This window comes from Mesorhizobium sp. M2A.F.Ca.ET.046.03.2.1 (assembly GCF_003952425.1).
Taxonomy (GTDB): Bacteria; Pseudomonadota; Alphaproteobacteria; order Rhizobiales; family Rhizobiaceae; genus Mesorhizobium.
This window is the reverse complement of record NZ_CP034449.1, coordinates 5,769,311-5,792,438: the sequence shown is the minus strand read 5'-3', so window position 1 is coordinate 5,792,438 and position 23,128 is coordinate 5,769,311. Positions and strand designations below refer to the sequence as shown.

The following is a 23,128-nucleotide window of genomic DNA, read 5'->3' as shown; positions in this document are numbered from 1 at the left end:
TGCAATCCATCATTCCATTTCGTTTGATTGAACATCAGTCCGGGCGCATAGTCAACTCAATCGATGCAGGATGCTGCCAAAAGCAGCCATGAGACGACCCTGACACAGTCCTGCAATCGACATGAAATGAAGCTGAAACAGACCTGACTTAACGCAGTGACGGGCGCCTCCCTGCCCGCATAGAGGAGAAAGAAATGTCTATCCTGTCGTCCATCGGTCGGCTTGCGACCGAATTCAGCGCGGCCCGCGCCCGCTATCAGACCGAACGCGCCATCCATGCGCTGCCGATCGAACTGCAGAAGGATATCGGCTGGCCGGAAGCAGCCGACGTAAAGACCGGCTTGCGCCACGGTGTCGGAAGCTGGGCCGGAGCGAAGTAATCACGTGTGTATGGAGATCTGAAGGCCTGCCGCGTCAGCTCGGCAGGCCTTTTTGTTTGTTTTAGGCCTTTTTGTTTGCATCAAACGACTTTTACAGCCATGCCGCCGCTGCATGACGCATATGAACCACTCGCATAACGGGTTAACAGGCCAGGTAAAGCACTGTAAATAATAGGAAATTGTGAGCACGTTGCCCAAAAATGTCGCAAATCGTGTCGCTTTTCATATCAAGCGCTTCGTTTTTGCGATTTAGTTTTTGCCGAAGCGAGCCTATATCGGCGCCAGCAAAAACGAGCTGCCCCACTCCATCAAGCGAAGGCGACCCGTCTGAGCAACCAAATGGAGATGATGATGAAGCTCTTTGCCCGCCTGTTTGCCCGCCGCGAAGTGAACCTGACGACCGCTCTGGAGCGTCAGCGTCTCGCCAAGACCATGCCCGGCCAGACCGGCGCCGTGGCCGCTGCTCGTCTCGGCTTCGTTGCCTGAGACAATCCAGTACCGATTAGCTGAATTCAAACGCCGCCCGGCTTGCCGTGGCGGCGTTTTCATTTCGGTATTGCCACTTGTCGTCGGTGCAGCGACGCCCTGCGGTTGCACCTATTGCCCATTTGCGACTCGTGTCGCAAATTTAATCTTCACTTAGCCGCCTACCCGATTGACAGGAATGGTTTTTCCTGTTGTCGCTATGCTGTTCGCGACATCCTGTTCGCGTCATGGCTGCGTGAGGTTTCACCGTGAATGCCGTAAAGCACCCGATCAAGAGATCGTTTGTATTCTTCCTCGTTCCCGACTTCACCATGATCGCCTTCGCGACGGCGCTCGATCCGCTTCGCTCGGCCAACCGGATGCTCGGCTATGAGGCCTATAGCTGGCGCCTGGCGAGCATCGACGGCAAACCGGTTCGCGCCTCGAACGGCGTCGAATGTGCCGTCAACACCTCGCTGGAGGAGGAGCGCAGGAAGATGGCCGGGCCGGACCGGCCGAACATGGCGATCGTCTGCAGCGGCATCAATGTCGAGCGCTACCACAACAAATCGGCGTTCGCCTGGCTGCGCGAAGAGTATAATCGCGGCGTCGCCGTCGGCGGCCTGTGCACCGGCGCGCATATCCTGGCCGCCGCGGGCCTGCTGTCCAACAAGCGCTGCGCAATTCATTGGGAAAACCTGCCGGGCTTCTCCGAGGCCTTCCCGAAAGCCAATGTCTTCGCCGACCTCTTCGAAATCGACCAGAATGTCTACACCTGCGCCGGCGGCACCGCCGCGCTCGACATGATGCTGAAGCTGATCGGCGATGATTTCGACGAGAGCCTGGTCAACCGCGTCTGCGAGCAGGTGCTGACCGACCGCGTGCGCAGTCCGACCGATCGCCAGCGCCTGCCGCTGCGTGCCCGCCTCGGCGTTCAAAATTCCAAGGTGCTCACCATCATCGAGTTGATGGAGGCGAACCTCTCCGAACCGCTGTCGCTGATCGAGATCGCCGACCATGTCGATCTGTCGCGCCGGCAGATCGAGCGCCTGTTCCGCACCGAGATGGGCCGGTCGCCCGCCCGCTACTATCTGGAGATCCGGCTCGACCGCGCCAGGCATCTGCTCATCCAGTCGTCGCTGCCGGTGGTCGAAGTGGCAGTCGCATGCGGCTTCGTTTCCGCCTCGCATTTCTCCAAATGCTACCGCGAACTCTATGCCCGCTCGCCGCAGCAGGAGCGCGTCGACCGCAAGCAATTGCTGGCGGCTTGATCAGGTGTCACATGACCACGAGAGCGACTCAATTCGACAATCTGGCCGACCGGCGCAGCTTCGGTCTCGACGCGGAGAAATGGGCTGCGTTCATGGCGACTCTGGAAGCTCCCGTCCGTGATCTTCCACGGCTAAAACGTCTCTTGAACGAGCCAAGCATTTTTCCCGACCCGATCCAGTATGTGTCGAACTGACTACACCTGCGCCGTCCGCATCGCCTCGATACGGATGTCTTCGGTGAGCTGCGCCTTGAGCGCCGAGAATTCCGGGCTGGTCTTCAGCGTGTAGTGGCGCGGATGCGGCAGGTCGACTGGCACGTCCGACTTGATGCGGCCGGGCCGGGCGCTCATCACGATCACCCGCGACGCCATGAAGATCGCCTCTTCGATGTCATGGGTGACGAACAGCACCGTCTTCTTGCGCCGCTCCCAGATGCCGAGCAGCAATTCCTGCATCAACCCGCGCGTCTGGTTGTCGAGCGCACCGAACGGCTCGTCGAGCAGCAGGATTTCGGGATCGTTGGCCAGCGCCCGCGCAATTGCCGTGCGCTGCTGCATGCCGCCCGAAAGCTGTTTCGGCCAGTGGCTCTCGAAGCCTTTCAGGCCGACGAGATCGATATAGGAGGCGACGATCTCGTTGCGCTCGCGCTCGGGCCGGCCTTGCTCGTGCAGGCCGAAACCGATGTTTTCGGCGACCGTCAGCCAGGGAAACAGCGTGTAGGATTGGAACACCATGCCGCGGTCTGGTCCCGGCCTTGTGACCGCCTTGCCGTCGAGCAGCACGCGGCCCGTGCTCGGCGCCTCCAGTCCGGCGACGATCCTGAGCAAGGTCGACTTGCCGCAGCCGGATGGCCCAAGGATGGTGATGAAGTCATTCGCCGCGACCGCGAGGTCGACCGGCTGCAGCGCCCGCACCGGCTGCCCGCCCCCTACCCCGGCAAAGGTCCGCGAGACGCCTTCGATCAGCAGCTTGCTCATGCCAGGCTCCATGGAAAGAGCCAGCGGTTGAGCGCCTTGAAGGCGAAATCGGACAGAAGCCCGATCAGCCCTATGACAATGATGCCGAAGATGATCTGCCCCGTCGCCAGCCGCGACTGGCTGTTGATGATCATGTAGCCGATGCCCGACGACGAGCCGATCAGCTCGGCGACGATCACATAGGTCCAGGCCCAGCCAAGCACCAGGCGCAGCGTTTCGGCGATCTCCGGCGCATTGGCCGGCATGATCACGCGCTTGACGATGCCGTTGTCGGTCGCCCCCAGCGTATAGGCGGCCTCGACCAGGTCTCGCCTCGTACTGCCGACCTTGACCGCGACTATCAGGATGATCTGGAACACAGAGCCGACGAAGATCACCAGGAGCTTCTCGAATTCTCCGATGCCGGCCCACAGGATGAGCAGCGGGATAAAGGCGGATGCCGGCAGGTAGCGGGCAAAGGACACGAACGGCTCGAGGAAGGCTTCGACAGGCTTCCAGGCGCCCATCGCGATGCCGATCGGCACCGCGACGATCGAGGCCAGCACGAAGCCGCCGAAGACGCGCCAGATGGTGATCAATATGTCGAGCCAGAACCGGTCTTCGACGAGCAGCCGCCAGCCGTCCTTGAGCATCGACAGAGGATCGGCAAGGAAGATCCGGTTCACATGGCCGCCGAGCGTGATCCACGCCCAGAAGGCCACGAACAGCACGAAAAAGGCGATGCCGAGCGCGCTTCGCGTGCCCGGCGCAACGGGGTGCAAGGGACGCAGCATTCAGGCCCTGTCCTTAAAGCATGGCTCCCGAAAGTGGAAACCGGTTCGGGTAAAGACATGCGCAAAATGAAAGAGCTAAAGCGCGAGGAGCGTATCTGAAGGATCGCGACGCGCTTTAGCGAGAAGGGAGCGGCGGCCTTGCGCCGCCGATAGGGTGATGCGCGATCAGTTGGCCACCGCGCTGGTGTCGGCAAGCGTCGTCACATCCGGGACTTCCTTGATCAGCCCCATCTGCAGCAAAAGATCGGCCGCGGTCTTGGAAAAATCCTGGAACTCCTTGGTGAAGAACTGCTTATTCTCCGCCTTGTCGGCCCATTTCAGGTACTTGGCCGAATCCTCGAATTCCTTGGCCGACTGCTTCACGTCGGCGCCCATGATCTCGTAGGATTTCTGCGGATCCTTCTTGATCAGGTCGAGCGCGTCGAAATAGCTGTCGGCGAGCGCCTTGGCGGCATCGGGATTGGCCTTGAGGAAGTCCGGCGTGCAACCGACGGTGTCCAGCACCATCGGGTAGTCGAGCGTGGTCGCCAGGATATGGCCCTGGTCGGCCTTGTCGCGGACCGCTGAAATGAACGGCTCATAGGTGACGGCGGCATCGTTCTGGCCGGCCAGGAAGGCCTGCGCCGCCGCATCCGGCTCCAGATTGACGACGGTGACGTCCTTGGTCGACATGCCGTTCTTGTTGAGCACCCAGGCGAGCAGGAAATAGGGCGAGGTTCCAGGCGCGGACGAGGCGACATTCTTGCCCTTGAGGTCGGCGACGGACTTGATGTCGTTGCGCACGACGATGCCGTCGGCGCCATAGGACTTGTCGAGCTGGAAGATCTGCTTGGTGGTGACGCCGCTGGCGTTCCACACCATCCAGGTTTCGACCGTGGTCGCCGCGCATTGCAGGTCGCCGCTGGCGATGGCCAGCGGCCGGCTCGCCTGCGGCACTTTCTTGAGCGTGACGTCGAGCCCGTGCTTTTCGAAAAGCCCGGCCTGCTTGGCCAGAGTCAGCGGCGCGAAGCCGGTCCAGCCGCTGATGCCGATGGTGAGCGAGGTGGCAGCCATCGCGGGCGCGCCAAGCATGGCGGCCGCCGTCAGCGTTGCCGCGAAAATGGTGGTCCTGTTCATTGTGGTTCCCCTTTTTGTGGTGAGCGCGAATTGTCTCACAGACGCCAAAAGGCTTGTCAATGAAGCGGCGTTTCAACGAAACGTCATCCTGAACGGTTGCCTGCTCCTCCTCCCCTCACGGCATGCCCCAGCCGCGGTTGCGCCACATCTTTTCGCCGGCTTGGCAGTCGGCGGCCGGCCTGTTATCGGCGAGCACGACCGGCGGATGCGCGGCCCCTTCGGCCGCCCGTTGCGGTGAAGCCGAACCGGCGAGCTCCAGCACCAGCTTGCGGCGGATCGCTTCGGGAAACTGCGTCCAGTCATTGACCGGGATCATGAAGGCGCCCGGTCCGCCGATGACGCAGTCGCTGTAATAGCGGTCCAGATTATCGACGTCGAAGGCGCCGCTGAAACCGCCGCGCGTCATCAGCGGCAGGCCGTTGATGGTGATGCCTTGCCTGACCACCTCGTCGCGGGTGAGATCGACCGGCGCGCCCTGGTTGTTCGGCCCATCGCCGGAAACATCGATGACACGCTTGGTCCCCTGGAATCCGCTCTCTGCGAACAGATCGCTGCCGAAGCTCAGCGCCCCGGAAATCGAGGTGCGCCGGGCGCTGTCCGGCGGGTTGGCTTCGAGCTTCGCGACGAACCTCTCGGCGTCGGCGCGGTTGGCGATCACGGTCCACGGCACGACGACTCGCTGCCAGGTCGTGCCCGCCCATTCGACATAGGTGACGGCGATCTTGCCATAGGCGCCGTCGGCGATAGCCTTCAGCACGTTGTCATGCATCAGCGCCGCCGCGTAGCCATGACGCTGGATCTCCAGCTCAGCCGGTGACATGGAAAGCGAGACATCGACCGCCAGCACCAGCTCGACATCGACCGGCTCGGCGGGAGACGCGGCAGGAGTCAGCCAAAGCGCCAGCGCCAGGGCGGCGCTGCCTGAGACGATATGCCTTGCGCGGGCATAAGCGGACATGGCGGAAGGTTAAGCGAAAATCGCCGCGCGCAAAAGCCGCGAATCCGGGGCATCGGATCCCGCCGGCCCGGGCCTTTTAGAAATACCGCGCGATGTTCGAACGGATACGCTCCAGCACCGTATCGCCGGAAAGGTCGGGCACGAATTTTGCGCCGGTTATCGCTTCATAGGCCTGGATATAGACCGCCGAGGCCTGGTTGATGATCTCGTCCGGAATTGGCGGGATCGGGTCCTTGTAGGGATCGCACCGCGCTGACACCCAGGAGCGGACGAAATCCTTGTCGAAGCTCTGCGGGCGCCCGCCGCTTGCGAACGCCTCGTCATAACTCGCAGCGATCCAATAGCGACTGCTGTCAGGCGTATGGATTTCGTCCGCCAGCACGATGGTGCCGTCCGGCGCGGTGCCGAATTCATATTTGGTGTCAGCGAGAATCAGGCCGCGTTCGGCGGCGCGCTGCTGGCCGCGAGCGAAAAGCTGCAACGCATAGCGCGAGACCGTATCCCACTGCGCCTGCGTGAGCAGCCCCTGGTCAATAATCTCGGCCTCCGACAGCGGCTCGTCATGGCCGCCATGGGCGGCCTTGCTGGTCGGCGTGATGATCGCCTGCGGCAGCTTTTCATTGTCGCGCAGCCCATCGGGAAAGCTGTGGCCGTAGAAGCTCCTTTCGCCTTTCCGATACTTGGTCAGGATAGAGGTGCTGGTCGTGCCTGCCAGATAGCCACGCACGACCATCTCGACCGGCAGCATGTCGAGCCGCGTGCCGACGACGACGTTGGGGTCGGGATATTCCAGCACGTGGTTGGGACAGATGTCGGCGGTTTCCTCGAACCAGTAGCGCGCCGTCTGGGTGAGCACTTCGCCCTTGAACGGGATCGAGGCCAGGATGATGTCAAACGCGCTCAAACGATCGGTGGCGATGATGATGCGGCGTCCGTCCGGCAGGTCGTAATTTTCGCGCACCTTGCCGTGATAGTGATTGGGAAGCTCGGGAATGAAGGCGTCGGACAGGATGCGCATGGGGCGTAGGCTTTCGCAGGCTTCTGATCAGGCCACATAAGCCGCTGCCCCCTGCACATCAAGCCGGATGCTGCGGAACGGGCTTCTTATTGCCGGCGGCGCGAAACGCCCGCCAGTTCGGCCTGAAGGAAGGCGGAAACCACAACAGAATTCCGGCCAGGGCCGCAGGGACAATGACCGCGAAACGCAGGATCGAAAGCACGACGCCGCAGAAGCCGACGATCCGCACGGCGGCATCCGCGCCGAAACGCGGCGCAAGCAGATGCCTGGCGATCGCCCCGCCATCAAGCGGAATGGCCCGGAAGGAGGTTGAGAATGGCCAAGGCCGCATTCACCAATGCGCCAAGCCAAAGCGTCCACTCAAGAAGCGTGTCCAGTCTCGGCGGCGAACTGAAATGACCGTCCGGATCGACAGGCAACAAGGGCCGGGCAAGAAGGTAATAGGCAGCGGCAAAGCCCGCCACCAGGACGATGTTCACCAACGGCCCGGCAAACGCGATCCATGCCCAGCCATAGGGCGAAGCCGCGCCGGGCTTGAACCAGGCAAATCCGCCGAACAGGTACAGGTCTATCCGTTGGGTGCCGATGCCGCGCCGTCGCGCTGCCCAGACATGGGCAAGTTCATGCAGAAACACCGACAGGAACAGGAGCGCGGCGAATATGGCCGTATGGATCAGGGCGAGCCTGGGATGCCTCGACCATTCATGTACGAACGGCAGGACGGCTGGAATGGCAAAGGTCCAGCTGACATGAACGGGAATGTTCCCCTTCATCACGAAGACGAATGCGTCGTTCTTCCTGTCCCAACCGAACCGTTGCAAACCTGCTTACTCCGCCCGGAGCAACGCTACCCGAGAATCACGGCCCGCACAAAAGCAAAAGCCCGACCGGAGCCGGGCTTTGCATCTTTCTTGGTCCGCGACCATCAGCTCCTCGGCTTGAGGTTCTCCGGGTCGTAGAGCGGCTTGTAACCGACTCCCGCCACCTCGACCGGATAGGTCTCGCCAAAATACTCGACCTGCAGCTTGCAGCCTTCCTGGCAGTACGCCCAGGGCAGATAGGCAAGCGCGATGTTCTTGCCGATCGTCGGGCCATAGGCGACCGAAGTGGTGAAGGAGCGGCGGCCGAGCTCGTCGACCAGCGTCTCGCCGCTCGCGGGATCCTGCACAGGCATGGTGCCGACCGGGTAGCGGGCCACGCCCTTGGAATCGGTGTTCTCGGTCATCACCAGCGTGCACAGCATAGCCGGCTGATGCTCACGGGCGCGATACTCCAGATGCTTGGCTTTGCCGCAGAAGTCGTTGTCCTTGACCTTCGGACGGGCAAGGTCGGCCTCGAGCAGATTGTATTCGGTCAGCAGATCGGCGTTCTGGAGGCGTAGGCTTTTTTCCATGCGGCGCGTGTTGGCGTAGGTCTCGACGCCGAACGGCATGACGCCGGTAGAGCGCAGCGCGTCCCAGACGGCGAGCCCGTCCTCGTAGCGCATATGCAACTCCCAGCCCTGCTCGCCGACATAGGAGATGCGGAAGGCGGTCACATCCTTGCCGCCGATCCGGATCGGCTTGATCGCCGCGAAGGGGAAATTCTCCGGCGTCAGGCCATTCGGATCCTCGACCACCTTCTGCAAGGTCGTGCGGGCATTCGGCCCCCAGATACCGATGGTGACGTATTTTTCCGTCACGTCGGTGACGGTGACGTCAAAACCTTTGTCCTGCGCGGTGCGTTGCATGTAGCGGAAGTCGCGCGGACCGGCATCGGCGCCGTCGATCACGCGGCAGCGATCGGCCATGCGGATGACGGTGAAGTCTGCGCGCACCATGCCTTCCTCGTCGAGGAAGTGGGTGTAGATGCCCTTGCCGATATTGTTGTCGCCGCCGATCTTGGCCGCGCACAGCCATTCCAGCAGCGCGACATGGTCGGGCCCTTCGACGTCATACATCGAGAAATGCGACAGGTTGACGATGCCGCAATCCTCGCTCATCGCCAGATGCTCGGCATTGGAGACGCGCCAGAAATGGCGGTTGTCCCATTCGTTCTCGCGCACCGGCACGCGGTTGCCGTATTTCTCCAGGAGATGCTCGTTGGCGGCGTAGCCGTGCGCGCGCTCCCAGCCGCCCAGCTCCATGAAATAGCCGCCGAGTTCCTTCTCGCGCTCCCAGAAAGGCGAGCGGCGGATGTTGCGGCCCTTGGAGAAGGGCTCGCGCGGATGCACCGCTGGATTGTAGACCTTCATCGCCGTCTCGGTGCAGCGATCCCAGATGAACTGTTCCTGCGTCTGGTGCGGGTAGAAGCGCGAATAGTCGATCTGGTGATGGTCGATCGCGGTGCGGCCGTCGGTCATCCAGTCGGCGATCAGCTTGCCCATGCCGGGGCCGTCCTTGACCCAGATGGCGACGGCGTACCACAGGCCCCTCACCTTCTGGCTTTCGCCCATGGACGGGCCACCATCGGTGGTCACCTGCAGCAAGCCGTTGAAGGAATGGCCTTCATTGTAACCCAATTCGCCGAGGATCGGCGTCAGTTCCATGGCGCGCTCCAGCGGCGCCATGATCTGCTCCATGTCGAGGTCGCGCTGCGACGGCGACAGCCGCGCCTCATGCTTTTCGAGCAGGTCGCGCGGGTGGCACAGGCGCGGATTGGTCTCCTCGTAATAACCCCATTCGATCTGCCCGCCCTCGGCGGTCTTCGGATCGCCGGTGTCGCGCATATAGGCCGAGTTGCCCTGGTCGCGCAGCAGCGGCCAGCCGATCTCCTTGCCGGTGCCGGCGAACTCGTTGTAAGGGCCGAAGAAGGTCAGCGGATGGTCGATCGGCATGACCGGCAGGTCTTCGCCGACCAGAGCGGCGGTAAGCCGGCCCCAGATGCCGGTGCAGACCACGACATAGTCGGCCTCGATCGTGCCACGCTCGGTCACCACGCCCTTGATGCGGCCGTTCTCGACGATCAGCTCCTTGGCCGAGGTGTTGGCGAAGGCCTGCAGCTTGCCGGACGCGACGCCCTGATCGACCAGCTTGCCGGCGACGGTCTGCGAGCGCGGGATAACGAGGCCGGCATCCGGGTCCCACAGGCCGCCCTGCACCAGATGCTCCTCGATCAGCGGGAATTTTTCCTTGATCTCGGCCGGCTCGATCAGCCGCGCACGGGTGCCGAACGCCTTGGCGGAGGCGATCTTGCGCTTGATCTCGTCCATGCGGGCATCGTCGCCGACGCGGGCAACCTCGAGGCCGCCGACGCGCGCGTAATGCCCCATCTTCTCGTAGAAATCGATGGAATAGAGCGTCGTCCAGCAGGACAGGAAATCATGGCTGGTCGTGTAGCAGAAGTCCGAGGCATGCGCCGTCGAGCCGATATCGGTCGGGATGCCCGACTTGTCGATGCCGACGATATCGTCCCAGCCGCGCTCGATCAGGTGGTGGGCGACGGACGCGCCGACGATACCGCCCAGGCCGACGATGACGACCTTCGCCTTTTTCGGAAACTCTGCCATTGCCCGCGACTCCAAAGGGATAGACGGGCGCGTTTGCGCCCTTTCGAATGGCGCACAATATGCAGAGGACGACGGCTGGGCTACCGCCTGTTTGCGACACGCCACAGGTGCGGCGCGACCCCTTGCACAGAGCGGTCACCCAGGGGAATTAACTCAGGCGAAGGCCCAGATGTCCTCGGCCTGGAAGCCGACCTGATAACCAGCGGTCTTGAGCTTGACCACGACCTGGCCGATCTCGGCCGCTGGCAGCGCGCCGACCTCAATCTTGATCATACCGGGACGGTAGCGTTGCAGATCAAGCTGCTCGAACACCATCCAGTCGGCGCCCTCGCAGTCGACCAGGAAGGCGTCGATATGGGTGATGCCGTTGCGGTCGAGCAGCGTCTGCAAGGTCTCGGACGGCACCTCGATGTCCTTCAGATGCGGCGCGAACTTGTTGAAGTTGGCGTCCGCCTCGCCCCAGGCGTTCTTGCCCGACATCAGATTGGTGTCGGTGACCGACGAGCAGCCGATGAATTCGATCGGCAGCGTGCCGGCCTCGAGCGCTGCGGCATCGAAGGTGTGGACGGTGATCGTGCCCTGGGTTTTCGTGACAGCCACCGGCTCGATGATGAAGCGGCTGGCATCCGGGTAATTGGCGCGCAGGCGCTTCTGGTTATATGGGATTGGCTCGACCAGCATGGCGCGCGCCCCGGGAATGCGATGCAGCCAGGGCGTCACGTCGTCGAACAGCGCGCCGTCGCAGGCGCCAACATTGACCATCTGGAACGGCCGGCCGTCGCCGCCGAAACGGGCCTTTAGGGCAGCTTTGGCGAGGAATTTCGTGCCGTGCAAAGCCGGGCCGCGATCGAGCAGGCCGACTGGAAGGCTAAGCGACAGCAAGGTGCGCGCGAGGCTGGAAAGCGAGCTCATGACTTGTCTCCGGGAGTGACCTGCAGCGCCGCGCGGCGCCCGCCCTGGCTCGTCGCCCACAGCGCCATCAAGGGCGCGGCGAGCAGCAGGAAGGGCGGCAGGAGATTGGGGAAATAGATGCGGGTGTCGTGGATCGGAAAGACGGTGAACTTCGCCAACACGCCCAATACGAGCGCCGCCAGCAGGATGCCGGCGCGTCGGTCGAGACGGAAGCCGGCGCGGTCGAGCCCATACCATCCGGCCAATGCCAGCACTGACACGCCAACCCAACTGTTGAGGGTGACGGCGCGGACTACCGAGGCGGCGAAGGCCTTCAGATAGGCAGCAATGGAAAATGGCGGCTCGAAGCCGTCCATGTTGTAATGCTGCTCGATGGTGGAGAACCAAAGATGCGGCCACCAGCCGGGATGCTGCGCCCAATGCGAGATGGCGAAATAGGCGATGAAGGATGCCGCGAAACCGGCCAGCGCGCCCCACCCCCGCTCGCGGAACGCGATGAGCAGCACCGTGAAAATGGCGAGGAAAACGATGTTGTCGGGCCTGGCCATGAAAGCGAGAAAAAGGAGAACCGCCGTCGCCGCCTCCCGCTTGCGCACATAGGCAAAGGCGCCGCCGAGGAACAGCGCCGAGCATAGGAGATCGGGCGTCGAGGCGCTCGCCGCATCGCCGAAATCGGCCATGATCAGAATCGCGCCGACGATCGGCGCCAGCGCCAGCGCGCCTTCCGCGCGCAGCCAGGCGAGCGTGATGGCGCCGAACAGCAGCACGGAAAACACCTGCACCAGCCGCATCGCCTCGACCGGCGAGACGACATGGCTGAGGCTGGACAGGATTTCCGCATAAAGGAACTTGATCCGGTACATGCCGAGCAGCGAATGAAAGTCGGCGGCGCTCTCCGTCATGTGGCGGCGAAAGCCACCGCCATCGTCGGTCAACGTCTTGTAGTCGCCGGCCGAAACGCCTGCCTTGACCGTGCTGTAGGCATAATCATGCAGCGCCTGTGGATCGGGATAGGCGTCTTCCTCGGCGATCGCCAGATAGGGCAGCATGTCCCAATTGGTGTCGGGCATGAACCAGGCGGTCGCCGCGGTGAGCAGGATGTAGAGCGAAAACGCAATTGCCCCAATCGACGCGGCCCATTTCGCGTAAGCCCCCTCGCCCCACGCCAGACCGGCGCCGGTCAACCGTTCCAGCGGATTGGTGGGCGCGGACGGCCTAGTCAGCATGCTCGGCGGCCTCTTATTTGCCGACCTGGCTTTTCACGAAATCCTTCACGATCGCCACGATGCCGCGCGACAGAAGACTATCGAAGGCGTCGACGAAGCGGTCGACATGCTCGGGCTGGCAGATCAGCGGCGGCTCGAGCCGGATGACGTTGCGGTTATATTCGGTGAAGGCGACCAGCACGTCATAGTCGCGCAGCAAAAGCGAGCCGACGAAGCCGGACAGCGAGCCTTTCAACTTGTCGTCGAGCACGCTCACCACCGGTCTGAGCACCATAGGCAGGGTCTGCGAGAAATCGTGGAACTCGAGCCCGATCATAAAACCCTTGCCGCGCACGTCCTTGATGATCCTCGGATATTTTTCCTTAAGCGCCTGCAGCCGCTGGATGAGGTACTCGCCGGTCGAGGCGGCGTTGTCGATCAGCCCCTCGTCATAGAGGACATTGATGCCCTCGATCGCGGTGACGCAGGCCTCGCCCATGCCGCCGAAGGTCGCCATGGCGTGAATCATCGCCGTCTTCGGCGTGCCATAGGCTTTCATATAGACATCGCGCCTGGCGATCATGGCGCCGACCGCCGCCTTGCCGGCGCCGAGCGATTTCGCCAGCGCCGTCACGTCCGGCACCACGCCGTAATGCTCGAAGGCATAGAAGCGGCCCGAGCGGCCGTAGCCGCATTGCACCTCGTCGGCGACCCAAAGCACGCCATACTGGTCGCACAGCGCGCGTAGCTTCTGCCAGTATTGCGCCTCCGCCTGGATGATGCCGCCGCCGCCCTGGATGGTTTCGAGCACGATGACGCCGATCTGGGGATCGCTCTTGAACAGCCGCTCGACGGCGTCGATGTCGGCGAAGGGCACACGCACGACATTGTCCGCGACCTTGAAGTCGGCGCGGTAGAGTTGGCCGTCGGTGATCGCCAGCACGCCCTTGGTCTTGCCGTGGAAGGAATTTTCCGCATAGACGATTTTCGGCCGCTTCGGGCCGGCGGCGCGCTCGGCAAGCTTAACCGCCGCTTCCATGGCTTCAGAGCCGGAGGAGCCCAAGAACACCATGTCGAGGTCGCCCGGCGAGCATTTGGCGATGTTGTGCGCAAGTGCCGCAGCATATTGCGACATGAAGGCGATGGCGATCTCCTGGCGCTTCTCCTCCTGGAACTTTTTGCGGGCTTCCAGAATGCGCGGATGGTTGTGGCCGAAGGCCAGCGAGCCGAAGCCGCCGAAGAAGTCGAGGATCTTGCGGCCGTTCTGGTCGATATAGAACATACCCTCGGCGCGCTCGATCTTGACCTTGTGGAAGCCGAGCAGCTTCATGAAATGCAGCTGTCCGGGATTGAGATGCGCCTTGAACAGATCGGTGATGCGGGCGACATCCAGCGCCTTGGCCTGCTCGACGCTGATCAAGTCTGGCTTGGCGATGGAAGCGGGCGACAGCGCCGGCGCTTCAACCAGCGTTCGCGTGCCTGTCTGTTCCGGCTTGGCCATGACGGTCATCTGAAAAATCTCCCTTCGCGCTCTATTCGGCAGGCACATGTTTCGTGGCGACGGCGTGGCCGTCCTTCTTGGCGCGGTATTCGCTGTAGGCGGCGATCAGCATGTCCTCGTCGCGATATTGCGGCACCCAGCCGAGCTGGCGCTCGGCCTTGGACACGTCGAGCACGCATTCCTCGTCGGCGATCAGATACTGCTCAGGATCCATGATCGGCATGTTCAGCAAATCGAGCAGGTCGAGCGTGCGCTTGACCGCCCAGCCGGGCGTCGGCAGCAGGATCGACTTCGAGCCGGCATGGCGGATGAGATCGCCGAGCAGTTTCCTGACCGGCGGCGGGTTGAGCGAGCCGAGATTATAGGCCTCGTTCGGCACGCCGGCCTTCCAGGCGGCGCGGGCGGCCTCTGCGCAGTCGAACACCGAGATGAACTGATAAGGGTTCCTGCCCGAGCCGATCATCGGCACGGGCAGATTCCAGTCGATCAGCTTGAACAGTTTTTCAAGGATGCCGAGGCGTCCAGGGCCGATGATCAGGCGCGGCCTGAACAGCGAGATCGACATGCCGCGCTTGCGCCATTCGGCGGCGAGTTCCTCGGTCTTGAGCTTTGACAGGCCATATTCGCCGAGCGGCGCGACCGGATGGTCCTCGGTCATCGGCAGCACCACCGTGTGGCCGTAGATCATGTCGGTCGTGTAGTGGACGAGCTTCGAGGCGCCGGCCTTGTCCATCGCCTGGATGATGTTCTCGGTGCCGTGGAAGTTCACTGGAAAGAAGAAATCATGCCGCTTGGCGCGCACCTGGATCGGCGACAGCATCTTGGCCGACAGATTGTAGACCATATCGTCCGCCTTGAGCCCGACCGCCGCGACCGGGGCCGGATCGGTCACATCGCAGGTGATGAAGCGCATCGAACGGTAATGCGGCAGGTCGCTCTTCACGATGTCGGCGACGACGACAGTCTCGCCATCGGCGACGAGCTTGGGCGCAAGGTGACGGCCGACGAAACCGTCGCCGCCGAAAATCACATGTCTCATCGAACGATCTCGCTTGTCTGGATTTTGTCGGAGGCGATGGAAGCGGTCTGCTCCTCATGCCCGTGGCCACCCATTTCTCTGCCACTCTGGGCGATCAGGATCGTGCCGACGCAGATGCAGGCGATGCCGGCGATGCGCCAGCCATTGAGGTCCTCGCGGAAGACGAAATAGGCAAAGATCGCCACGGCGACATAGGCGAGGCTGAGGAACGGATAGGCGAAGCTGAGCTCGACCTTGGACAGCACATAGAGATGCGACGCCATCGAGATGACGAAGGTGCACAGACCGAGGAACACCCATGGGCTGAACACGATCTGCAGCAGCCTGACGAGCGGATTGACACCTTCGAAGGAGATCGGCCCCATCGACATCATGCCCTGCTTCAGCATCAGCTGCGCTGCGGCATTGGTCATGACCGTGAAGAGAATGAAGACTATGTATTTCATTGTTGCCACCCCGCCCCCTTGGGCGGCCCTATTACAAATCTGCCAATATTTCGTGAACCCACACCAGTGTTTTAAGTAAACCATGGCGTAACACTTTGTTTACCATGATCTATTCGACTTTTACCTATTCCGCGGCCTCAGCTCTTCCTTGTCCGATCTCCAGTCTCTTGGCGGTACGCGCCCAGAAGCTTGATAGGAAAGCCGGGTCGCGAAGCGCCTCCAGCCGTCGCCAATGCGGGAACGATGCGGCGAATGTCTCAGGCCCCATCCGGGCATCCTTGTAGGGGTTCACCGCCCCGCCCGCCTCAACCGTGATGCGGTCGAGCTGGGCAAGCAGCCGCAACGTCCTTTCACCCCGGTTGGGGAAATCGAGCGTCAGCGTGTAGCCCGGCCGCGGGAACGACAGCAGCGCCGGCGAGCGGACATCGCCGAAGCGCTTGAGCACCGTCAGGAACGATCCCTGCCCCGCCCGTCGCGCCGCCTCGAGCAGCGCGGGCACGATGCGGCGGGCCTTCTCCTCCGGCACCACGCTCTGGTGCTGGAAAAGCCCGCGCGGCCCGTAGAGCCGGTTCCAGTCGCGGACGCCGTCGAGCGGAAAGAAGAAGCCCTGATAGCCCGCTTGGCGTGGGACCGCGGACTTGCCCTTTTTCCAGCGGTAGGCCGCGTTGAAGGCCGTGAGGAAGGGCCGGTTCAGCACGTTGAACGGCGGCCGCACCGGCACGGAAAGCCGGGTGCCGGCATTCGCGGCGGCGTGGGAGCCGTGTTCGGCATGATTGCCGGTTAACAAAAGGCCGCGCCCGAGCCCATGGCCGCCCGCGAGCTGGTCGATCCACGCGACGGCATATTCGTTAGCCTGGTCCGCCGCCTCGGCGAGATCGAAGAATTCGCCGAGATGGCGAAACCGCGTCGCCTTCTCCATGATGTCGAGCGACGGCACGCGCAGAAGCTTGATCGATGCCGACAGGATCAGCCCGGTCAGGCCCATGCCGCCGATCGTCGCCCCGAACAGGCGGACATTATCGGTCGGCGAGCAGCGATAGGTCCGGCCGTCAGACCGCAGCAGCGTGAGGGCCTCGACATGACAGCCAAAGGTGCCGCGCCGATGGTGGTTCTTGCCGTGAACGTCGTTGGCGATCGCGCCGCCCAGCGTCACGAACTGCGTGCCTGGAACCACGGCTGGGAAGAAGCCGTAGGGCGCGGCGTAAGCGATGATGTCGCAAAGCAGCGTGCCGGCATCGGCTTCGAGCACACCGGTCTCTGCGTTGAAGGAACGGATGCGGTTGAGCGGCCGCATGTCGACCACCATGCCGGCATCGTTCTGACAGCTGTCGCCATAGGAGCGGCCATTGCCGTAGGCGAGCAGCGATCCGGCTTTCGCCTCGCCGCGCTTCAGCAAGGCGATGGCCTCGTCCGCCGGGATCGCCTTGCGCGCCGGTGGGGTCGCCAACCCGAAGCTGCCGAAGCGCTCCTGCCCCATCACCAGCCTCCGGCGACGAGGAAGACCGCGCCGATCGCGACGACGATCTGGCTGCGCCAGTCACGGATGATGAAGACGACCGGGTCGTCATGCATCTCGTCGCGCCGGGCCAGGATCCAGACGCGCATCGTGAGGTAGAGCACGATCGGCGCCAGCGGCCATATCAGCCAGGGATGCGGGTAAAGCTCGCGCACCGCCGGGCTGTCCATATAGAGCGCGAGCACCAGCGCCGAGGAGAAGGCCGACGCCATGCCGGCCTGGGCGACGATCTCCTGATCTTCGGTGCGATAGCCGCGGCCGGCGATGCGCTCGCCCGGAGGGATGGCCGTGGTGCGCAGTTCGACGAAGCGCTTCACCAGGGCCAGCGACAGGAAGAAGAAGATCGAGAAGGCAAGCAGCCAGAAGGAAACGTCCACGCCGGTGGCGGCCGCGCCCGCCAGCACGCGGATCGTGTAGAGGCCGGCAAGCGTCAGCACATCGACCAGAAGCATGCGCTTGAACGACAGCGAATAGCCGGTGGTGACGACCAGATAGCCGGCAAGCACGCCAAGGAATTCGATCGGCAGGAATAGGCCGGCTGCGATGCCTATCGCAAGCAGCGCCGCGATCGCGCCCATGCCGAACGGAATGGACAATGCGCCGCTGGCGAAAGGCCGGTTGCGCTTGGTAGGATGCTTGCGGTCGAGCGCGAGGTCGAAGAAATCGTTGAGGATGTAGATGGCGGACGCCACGGCGCTGAAGGAAACGAACGCCAGCAGGCATTCCCAGATCATATTGGGATTGAAATATTCGTGCGACAGCACCATCGGCACGGCGATCAGCGCGTTCTTCAGCCACTGATGCATGCGCAGCATCTTGATATAGGTTCTCAGCGTCGGCTTCGGCGCCGGCATCGCCTCGGCCTGATGCGCCGCCTGCCAGCGCCGGGCGCTGCGATCGGGCGCCACCACCAGCGCGTTGCGCGCGGCATCGAACACTTTGAGGTCGTGGCGGCTGTTGCCGGCATAATCGAAGCCCGCATCGCCATAGGCGGCGACCAGAGCGGAGCACTTGCGGCCCGAGGTCATGTTATGCGGGCCGTCGGTCGCCAGCACGCGGTCGAAAATGCCGAGATGCGCCGCGATTGCCTCGGCGAATTTGCGCGGCGTTCCCGTCGCCAGCACGATCACGCGGCCCTCCCGATGCTCGGCGTGCAAACGGTCAATTAATTCCTGACGGTAAGGCAGCGAGGCCGGGTCGATGTCGACGCGCAGGGATATTTCCTGCTTAAGCCGCGCCGGACCGCCGGTCAGCCAGAGCGGCAGCAGAAAGAAATAGAGCGGGTTCTTCTTGAGGAGGATGAACAGGCCTTCCCACAGAAGGTCCGTTGCAATCAACGTCCCGTCGAGATCGACCGCAAGCGGAATTGCGTTCCTGTCCGACCTCGCGTCCATTGTCCTGCCCCGATAGAGCGCAGGATCCCGACTCCAAATCCCGGAAGGGCCACGCGCCAATTCAACCCACGCCGTGTACCGGCGTCCACGGGGGCAGATATAGCCGGGGGATGACGCAGCGAACGTTAAAACGTGCGGTTGCAGGGAATGGTCATGCCGGTTTTTCGGCCGTCATCGTTAAGCGTCGGCTACCGGAAACGATAAAAGGCCGGACATCGGTTCGGCCTTTGCTAATCTTACCGCGCCAATCCGTTGCGCGTTACTTGATGCGGGCGGTCCCGCCCGAAATTTCGACCGTCTCCGAACCGGTCAGGGCTTCGAGGTCACCATTGGGCAGGGTGACGAAGCAGCCGTTCGAGCAGAACTCCACCGTCTCGCCGGCACCGAGCGTCAGCTCGCTCTTGGCGCCGCCTTCGGTCACGACCAGGGTCCGCGTCTGAGCGTCCCTGTTGATCGCGCTGGCGGCGAAAGCCGAACCGCCCAAGGCCAGCAAAGCAATGGCGGCAACGACAGACTTCCACATTGCAATCCCGGTGTTTCACACACCGCCTCTGTTCAAAATTTGCAAGGCATTCTCGCCCTTTGCATCGAAGCTTATATGAGATGTTACCTGAACCGCAACTGAATGCCGCATTCATGCCACAATCGGTTTCGGCGCAGGGCGACGCCACCGAAGGTGTATCGAAATGCGGCTAGGCCGAACGTTGCCGCACCTTTATCCAGGGTCTGGCTTGCGGCCCCTGCGCTTCATCTTGGCCAGCCGTTCCCGTTCGGCCGCGGCTTCCTCCTCCAGCCTCTGGCGCTCGGCGAATTCGGCTTCGATCTTGTCGTCGTCGATCGGCCAGGCTTCATGCTTGGTTGTCTCGACCATGGCGCGCGGCGTCGACGGGATCTCGATCCGCTCGTCCTCGAAGATATCGAAGATGGCGAAACGGATATCGTTCTGCACGACGCTGCTGTTCATGATGTCGGCAACGAAAACGCGAATTTCGAACTCGAGCGCGGCCGCCCCGAAATTGGCGAAGAGGACGAACGGTTCCGGATTCTTCAGCACCATCGGATGGGCGCGGGCAATATCCAGCAGGACGGCATGGACGCGCTTCACGTCGCTGCCATAGGCGACGCCGACCTTGATTTCGACCCGCCCCAGCTTGTTGCGATGCGTCCAGTTGCCGACCGCGTTGTTGATGAGGTTCGAATTGGGCAGGATCACCGACTGCCGCTGGAAGGTCTCGATCTCGGTGGCGCGCACGCTGATCTTGCGCACCGTGCCGCTGACATCGCCGGCGACGATCCAGTCGCCGACCTTGAACGGCCGTTCGGCAAGCAGGATGAGGCCGGAAACGAAATTCGAGACGACGTTCTGCAGGCCGAAGCCGATGCCGAGCGAAAGGGCGCCGGCGACCAGCGCCAGGTTGGAAAGATCGATGCCGGCCGCCGAGATGCCGACGAGGCCGGCAATCGCCACGCCTGCATAGCCGACGCCGAGCCGGATCGAGTTTCGCACGCCGGCATCGACCTTGCCGCGCGCCATCACCGAGCCGTCCAGCCAGCCCTGGAACCAGCGCGTCAGGAAATAGCCGATGATGAAGACGACAATGCCGCTGAGGATTCCGAGGAAAGAGATCGTCACCGAACCGATCGAGACGCCGGTCGCCAGCTTATAGGCCCAGGCCTCGATATCGCCGGGCTGGAAACCCCACATCAAAAGGATCAGCGGCAGGAAGACCACGACGATCATCAGGTTGATGGCGATGCTGACCACCAGCCCGAGCTGGTCGAGCGCGGTATCCTCGTAGCTTGAATTTTCCGAAAGCCAGCGCCCGACCGAAGTGTCGGCGAAGCCGCCCTCCTCGCCGATCGCGCGCGCCGAGAGGAAACCGATATAGGCCGTCACCAGGACGGTCCCGGTCACCACGACCTGGAACGCGACGAAAAGCGACAGGCCGATATAGCCGAGCAATGCCGCGGCAATGGTGAACAGGCCGAGCCCGACGGCAAGGAAACGAAGCCAGGCCGGCCAGGGACGCCATGAGCCGTCCTGCGCCTTGAAAGGCTTCAACCATCCCATCAGGATCAGGATGACGCCGATGATGATGGTTGCGATAAAGCTCCTGGCGATCGTCAGCGAAAGCGGAGAGCCCATCTTCTCGTTGACGACCGACAGGAAGTAATTCAAGCCGAGCACCAGGGCCATCGCGGTCGTCAGCCCGACGAGCCAGCGCGCCGGCCCCGTCGCGACCGGGATCAGGCGCCAGTTGGGCAGCCGTGGCTCAAGCGCAGCGTTGGTCAGCCGGTTGACGCAGAAAACCATGCCGATCACCGTCAGCAGGGCATTGAGAAACGTGCCGATGTCGCCGCGCAGCACATTGTAATAGTTGAAGAAGAACACGGCCGAGGCGAAGAAGACGCCGAGCGCCAGGGTCGGCAGCAGCGTCGACCAGAAGGCGACCGACAGCCGGCTGAGATAGGACGGCTCCTCGACGGTTGGGTCGGCCTCGAATATGCGGCCGAACAAGCGCCTGCCGCCGATCAAGAGCACGGCCGCCAGCGCCAGCGCCATCAGCGTCGCGGCAAGGATCGCCTGGAACTTGAATTTGAGGGCGAAGCTCAGCCAGGACGACACCGCCTTGTAAAGACCCGAGATCTGGTCATGCGCGTCGGAAAAGGCCTGCGGGCTCAGCGCGTCGTTCAGATCATAATGTTTGGTGATGACGCTGCGGAAAAGCTCGCTGCGCATCACTGAGATCTTGTCGACCAGCCCGTTGACGCGGACCGACAGATTCTGCGCGCTGGCGACGACCGCGTTGATCTCGGCCTTCTCCGAGACAAGCGCGCTGCGCTCGTTGCTGACGATCGCCGGCTCGGGCGGCTGCCCCTGTGCCGGAGGCGGCCCAAGCACTTCGACGCGGGCGTTGATATCGTTGAGGCGCTGGCGGAATGCCAGCGCGCTGGTCAGCGCCGCCCGCGAAATATCCTCGAGCTGCAGGCGGATATCGACCAGCCCCGCATCGTCCTGGTCGGGGTCGCCCAGTCTCTTCTCCAGCCCGTCCGTCTTGGCCGTCAGATCCTGGATGACCTTGGTCTGGTCGGCGATGAGTTGCGCCGAGCCGTGGCCGATCGCCTGCGCCGACGCGTCGAACACCGGCTGCCCTAAGACAGCGACGATGACGACCAAGATCAGGCGCAGCAGGCGGAAAAACATGGCGTTGTGGCGACTCGCGGCCGAAAATCCTCGAAATTCCGCCCTTGATAAAGACCGGTCTATCGGGCGGCAAGCCGTCCCGGTCGCGTCGAGCGGAGTCGGCCTGTCGAAAAGCGATGGCGCAATCTTGGCTTTGCGCTTCCCGCCTGCTCTATAGTCTGCCGCCTCGCATCATAAGGACGATGGGAAGAATGGCCGAATATTCAGCCTTTTCGCTGCTCAAGAATGCGCTGGCCGGCAACAAGGATTGGAAGCCCGCCTGGCGGAAGCCTGACCCCAAGGCTTCCTACGATGTGATCGTCATCGGCGGCGGCGGGCACGGTCTTTCGACCGCCTATTACCTTGCCAAGGAACACGGCATCACCAATGTCGCCGTGCTGGAAAAAGGCTGGCTGGGCTCGGGCAATGTCGGCCGCAACACGACCGCCGTGCGCTCCAACTATCTCTTGCCGCAGAACACCCGCTTCTACGAGCATTCGATGAAGCTGTGGGAGAACCTTTCGCACGACCTCAACTACAATGTCATGTTCTCGCAGCGCGGCTGCCTTAACCTTGCGCACACCCCTGCTCAGCTCGACGATTATGCAAGGCGCGGCAACGCCATGCGCCATCTCGGCGTCGACGCCGAACTGATGAGCGTCGAGCAGATCAAGCGGCTTGTGCCGGCGCTGGATGTCTCCGGTTCGGCGCGCTTCCCGGTGCTTGGCGGGCTGATGCAGCCGCGGGCCGGCACGGCCCGGCACGACGCGGTCGCCTGGGGCTATGCGCGCGGCGCCGACCGCCGCGGCGTCGACATCATCGAGAATTGCGAGGTCACCGGCTTCCTGCGCGACGGCGGCCGCGTCACCGGCGTTTCGACGACGCGTGGCGAAATCCGCGCCAAGAAGGTCGCACTTGCCGTTGCCGGCAGCACCGGTCACGTCATGCAGCTTGCCGGCATTTCGCACATGCCGATCGAAAGCCATGTGCTGCAGGCCTTCGTCTCGGAATCGCTGAAGCCGGTCATCGATACCGTTCTCACCTTCGGCATGGGCCACTTCTACATTTCGCAGTCCGACAAGGGCGGCCTCGTCTATGGCGGCGACCTCGACGGCTACAACAGCTACGCCCAGCGCGGCAGCCTGCCGATCGTCGATGAGGTGATGAGCGAGATGCTGGCGCTGTTCCCGGGTCTCGCCCGGGTGCGCATGCTGCGTTCCTGGGGCGGGCTGTGCGACATGACGATGGACGGCTCGCCGATCATCACCACCGGCCCGTTGCCGGGCATGTACCTCAATTGCGGCTGGTGCTACGGCGGCTTCAAGGCGACGCCCGCCTCCGGCTGGTGCTTTGCCTATACCATCGCCAAGGACGAGCCGCACGAGTTCAACGCGCCCTTCACGCTCGACCGCTTCTATCGCGGGTTGATCATCGACGACAAAGGCCAGGGCGCGAACCCGCGGCTGCATTAGGGAACCATAATCCC

General features: G+C 62.9%; 22 protein-coding genes. 5 read left to right on the top strand and 17 right to left on the bottom strand.

Annotation, left to right across the window (positions count from 1 at the left end; all coding sequences use genetic code 11):
- Window positions 1-194 precede the first annotated feature (194 nt).
- From EJ072_RS27560 to EJ072_RS37580, 4 genes are all read left to right on the top strand, one after another.
- The gene (locus EJ072_RS27560; protein WP_042645026.1) at window positions 195-380 is read left to right on the top strand and encodes a hypothetical protein; all 186 of its coding nucleotides are present in this window, start codon (window positions 195-197) and stop codon (window positions 378-380) included.
- 351 nt (window positions 381-731) lie between these two features.
- Window positions 732-866, top strand: coding sequence for a hypothetical protein (locus tag EJ072_RS37390; protein WP_126082170.1), 135 nt, complete (start codon window positions 732-734; stop codon window positions 864-866).
- 311 nt (window positions 867-1,177) lie between these two features.
- Window positions 1,178-2,116 (top strand): GlxA family transcriptional regulator, encoded by a 939-nt coding sequence (locus EJ072_RS27550; protein WP_348526999.1) that lies wholly within the window; start codon window positions 1,178-1,180, stop codon window positions 2,114-2,116.
- Entirely contained in the window at window positions 2,011-2,310 is a 300-nt protein-coding gene (locus tag EJ072_RS37580; RefSeq protein WP_348526997.1) for a DUF1778 domain-containing protein, read from the top strand. The genes EJ072_RS27550 and EJ072_RS37580 overlap by 106 nt, the downstream gene beginning before the upstream one ends.
- Here the strand turns inward: EJ072_RS37580 and EJ072_RS27540 are convergent, their stop codons facing one another.
- From EJ072_RS27540 to EJ072_RS27465, 17 genes are all read right to left on the bottom strand, one after another.
- Window positions 2,311-3,093 carry an ABC transporter ATP-binding protein gene (locus EJ072_RS27540; RefSeq protein WP_126082168.1) on the bottom strand — a complete coding sequence of 261 codons (783 nt, stop codon included), beginning with the start codon at window positions 3,091-3,093 and terminating at the stop codon, window positions 2,311-2,313.
- Window positions 3,090-3,863: an ABC transporter permease gene (locus EJ072_RS27535; protein ID WP_126083765.1), complete on the bottom strand. Its 774-nt coding sequence runs from the start codon at window positions 3,861-3,863 to the stop codon at window positions 3,090-3,092. The genes EJ072_RS27540 and EJ072_RS27535 overlap by 4 nt, the downstream gene beginning before the upstream one ends.
- A gap of 168 nt (window positions 3,864-4,031) precedes the next feature.
- Complete coding sequence (locus EJ072_RS27530; protein WP_126082167.1) at window positions 4,032-4,982, bottom strand: ABC transporter substrate-binding protein; 951 nt, start codon at window positions 4,980-4,982, stop codon at window positions 4,032-4,034.
- Window positions 4,983-5,097: 115 nt separating this feature from the next.
- A complete protein-coding gene (locus EJ072_RS27525) occupies window positions 5,098-5,940 on the bottom strand; it encodes a DUF1194 domain-containing protein (protein WP_126082166.1) in 843 nt (280 codons plus the stop codon).
- A gap of 76 nt (window positions 5,941-6,016) precedes the next feature.
- Window positions 6,017-6,958: a phosphoribosylaminoimidazolesuccinocarboxamide synthase gene (locus EJ072_RS27520; RefSeq protein WP_126082165.1), complete on the bottom strand. Its 942-nt coding sequence runs from the start codon at window positions 6,956-6,958 to the stop codon at window positions 6,017-6,019.
- Between the two features lie 58 nt (window positions 6,959-7,016).
- Window positions 7,017-7,187 carry a hypothetical protein gene (locus EJ072_RS36145; RefSeq protein WP_189343107.1) on the bottom strand — a complete coding sequence of 57 codons (171 nt, stop codon included), beginning with the start codon at window positions 7,185-7,187 and terminating at the stop codon, window positions 7,017-7,019.
- A gap of 55 nt (window positions 7,188-7,242) precedes the next feature.
- Window positions 7,243-7,779 (bottom strand): site-2 protease family protein, encoded by a 537-nt coding sequence (locus EJ072_RS27515; RefSeq protein ID WP_126082164.1) that lies wholly within the window; start codon window positions 7,777-7,779, stop codon window positions 7,243-7,245.
- Window positions 7,780-7,883: 104 nt separating this feature from the next.
- Window positions 7,884-10,445, bottom strand: a complete 2,562-nt coding sequence (locus tag EJ072_RS27510; protein WP_126082163.1) for an FAD-dependent oxidoreductase — start codon at window positions 10,443-10,445, stop codon at window positions 7,884-7,886.
- Window positions 10,446-10,598: 153 nt separating this feature from the next.
- On the bottom strand, window positions 10,599-11,357 hold the full coding sequence (locus EJ072_RS27505; protein WP_126082162.1) for an FkbM family methyltransferase: 759 nt from the start codon (window positions 11,355-11,357) through the stop codon (window positions 10,599-10,601).
- The gene (locus EJ072_RS27500; protein ID WP_126082161.1) at window positions 11,354-12,583 is read right to left on the bottom strand and encodes a hypothetical protein; all 1,230 of its coding nucleotides are present in this window, start codon (window positions 12,581-12,583) and stop codon (window positions 11,354-11,356) included. The genes EJ072_RS27505 and EJ072_RS27500 overlap by 4 nt, the downstream gene beginning before the upstream one ends.
- Before the next feature lie 13 nt (window positions 12,584-12,596).
- Window positions 12,597-14,063: an aspartate aminotransferase family protein gene (locus tag EJ072_RS27495; RefSeq protein ID WP_189343377.1), complete on the bottom strand. Its 1,467-nt coding sequence runs from the start codon at window positions 14,061-14,063 to the stop codon at window positions 12,597-12,599.
- A gap of 31 nt (window positions 14,064-14,094) precedes the next feature.
- Window positions 14,095-15,102, bottom strand: coding sequence for an NAD(P)-dependent oxidoreductase (locus EJ072_RS27490; protein WP_126082159.1), 1,008 nt, complete (start codon window positions 15,100-15,102; stop codon window positions 14,095-14,097).
- A complete protein-coding gene (locus tag EJ072_RS27485) occupies window positions 15,099-15,548 on the bottom strand; it encodes an EamA family transporter (protein WP_126082158.1) in 450 nt (149 codons plus the stop codon). The genes EJ072_RS27490 and EJ072_RS27485 overlap by 4 nt, the downstream gene beginning before the upstream one ends.
- Window positions 15,549-15,672: 124 nt before the next feature.
- The gene (locus tag EJ072_RS27480; RefSeq protein ID WP_126082157.1) at window positions 15,673-17,025 is read right to left on the bottom strand and encodes an FAD-binding oxidoreductase; all 1,353 of its coding nucleotides are present in this window, start codon (window positions 17,023-17,025) and stop codon (window positions 15,673-15,675) included.
- The gene (locus EJ072_RS27475) at window positions 17,025-18,458 is read right to left on the bottom strand and encodes a UbiA family prenyltransferase (RefSeq protein ID WP_126082156.1); all 1,434 of its coding nucleotides are present in this window, start codon (window positions 18,456-18,458) and stop codon (window positions 17,025-17,027) included. The genes EJ072_RS27480 and EJ072_RS27475 overlap by 1 nt, the downstream gene beginning before the upstream one ends.
- Window positions 18,459-18,717: 259 nt before the next feature.
- Entirely contained in the window at window positions 18,718-18,981 is a 264-nt protein-coding gene (locus EJ072_RS27470; RefSeq protein ID WP_042645040.1) for a hypothetical protein, read from the bottom strand.
- A gap of 192 nt (window positions 18,982-19,173) precedes the next feature.
- Window positions 19,174-21,663 (bottom strand): mechanosensitive ion channel family protein, encoded by a 2,490-nt coding sequence (locus tag EJ072_RS27465; protein WP_126082155.1) that lies wholly within the window; start codon window positions 21,661-21,663, stop codon window positions 19,174-19,176.
- 191 nt (window positions 21,664-21,854) lie between these two features.
- Here EJ072_RS27465 and EJ072_RS27460 point away from each other — a divergent pair, with 191 nt between their 5' ends.
- Entirely contained in the window at window positions 21,855-23,114 is a 1,260-nt protein-coding gene (locus EJ072_RS27460) for a sarcosine oxidase subunit beta (RefSeq protein ID WP_126082154.1), read from the top strand.
- Window positions 23,115-23,128 lie beyond the last annotated feature (14 nt).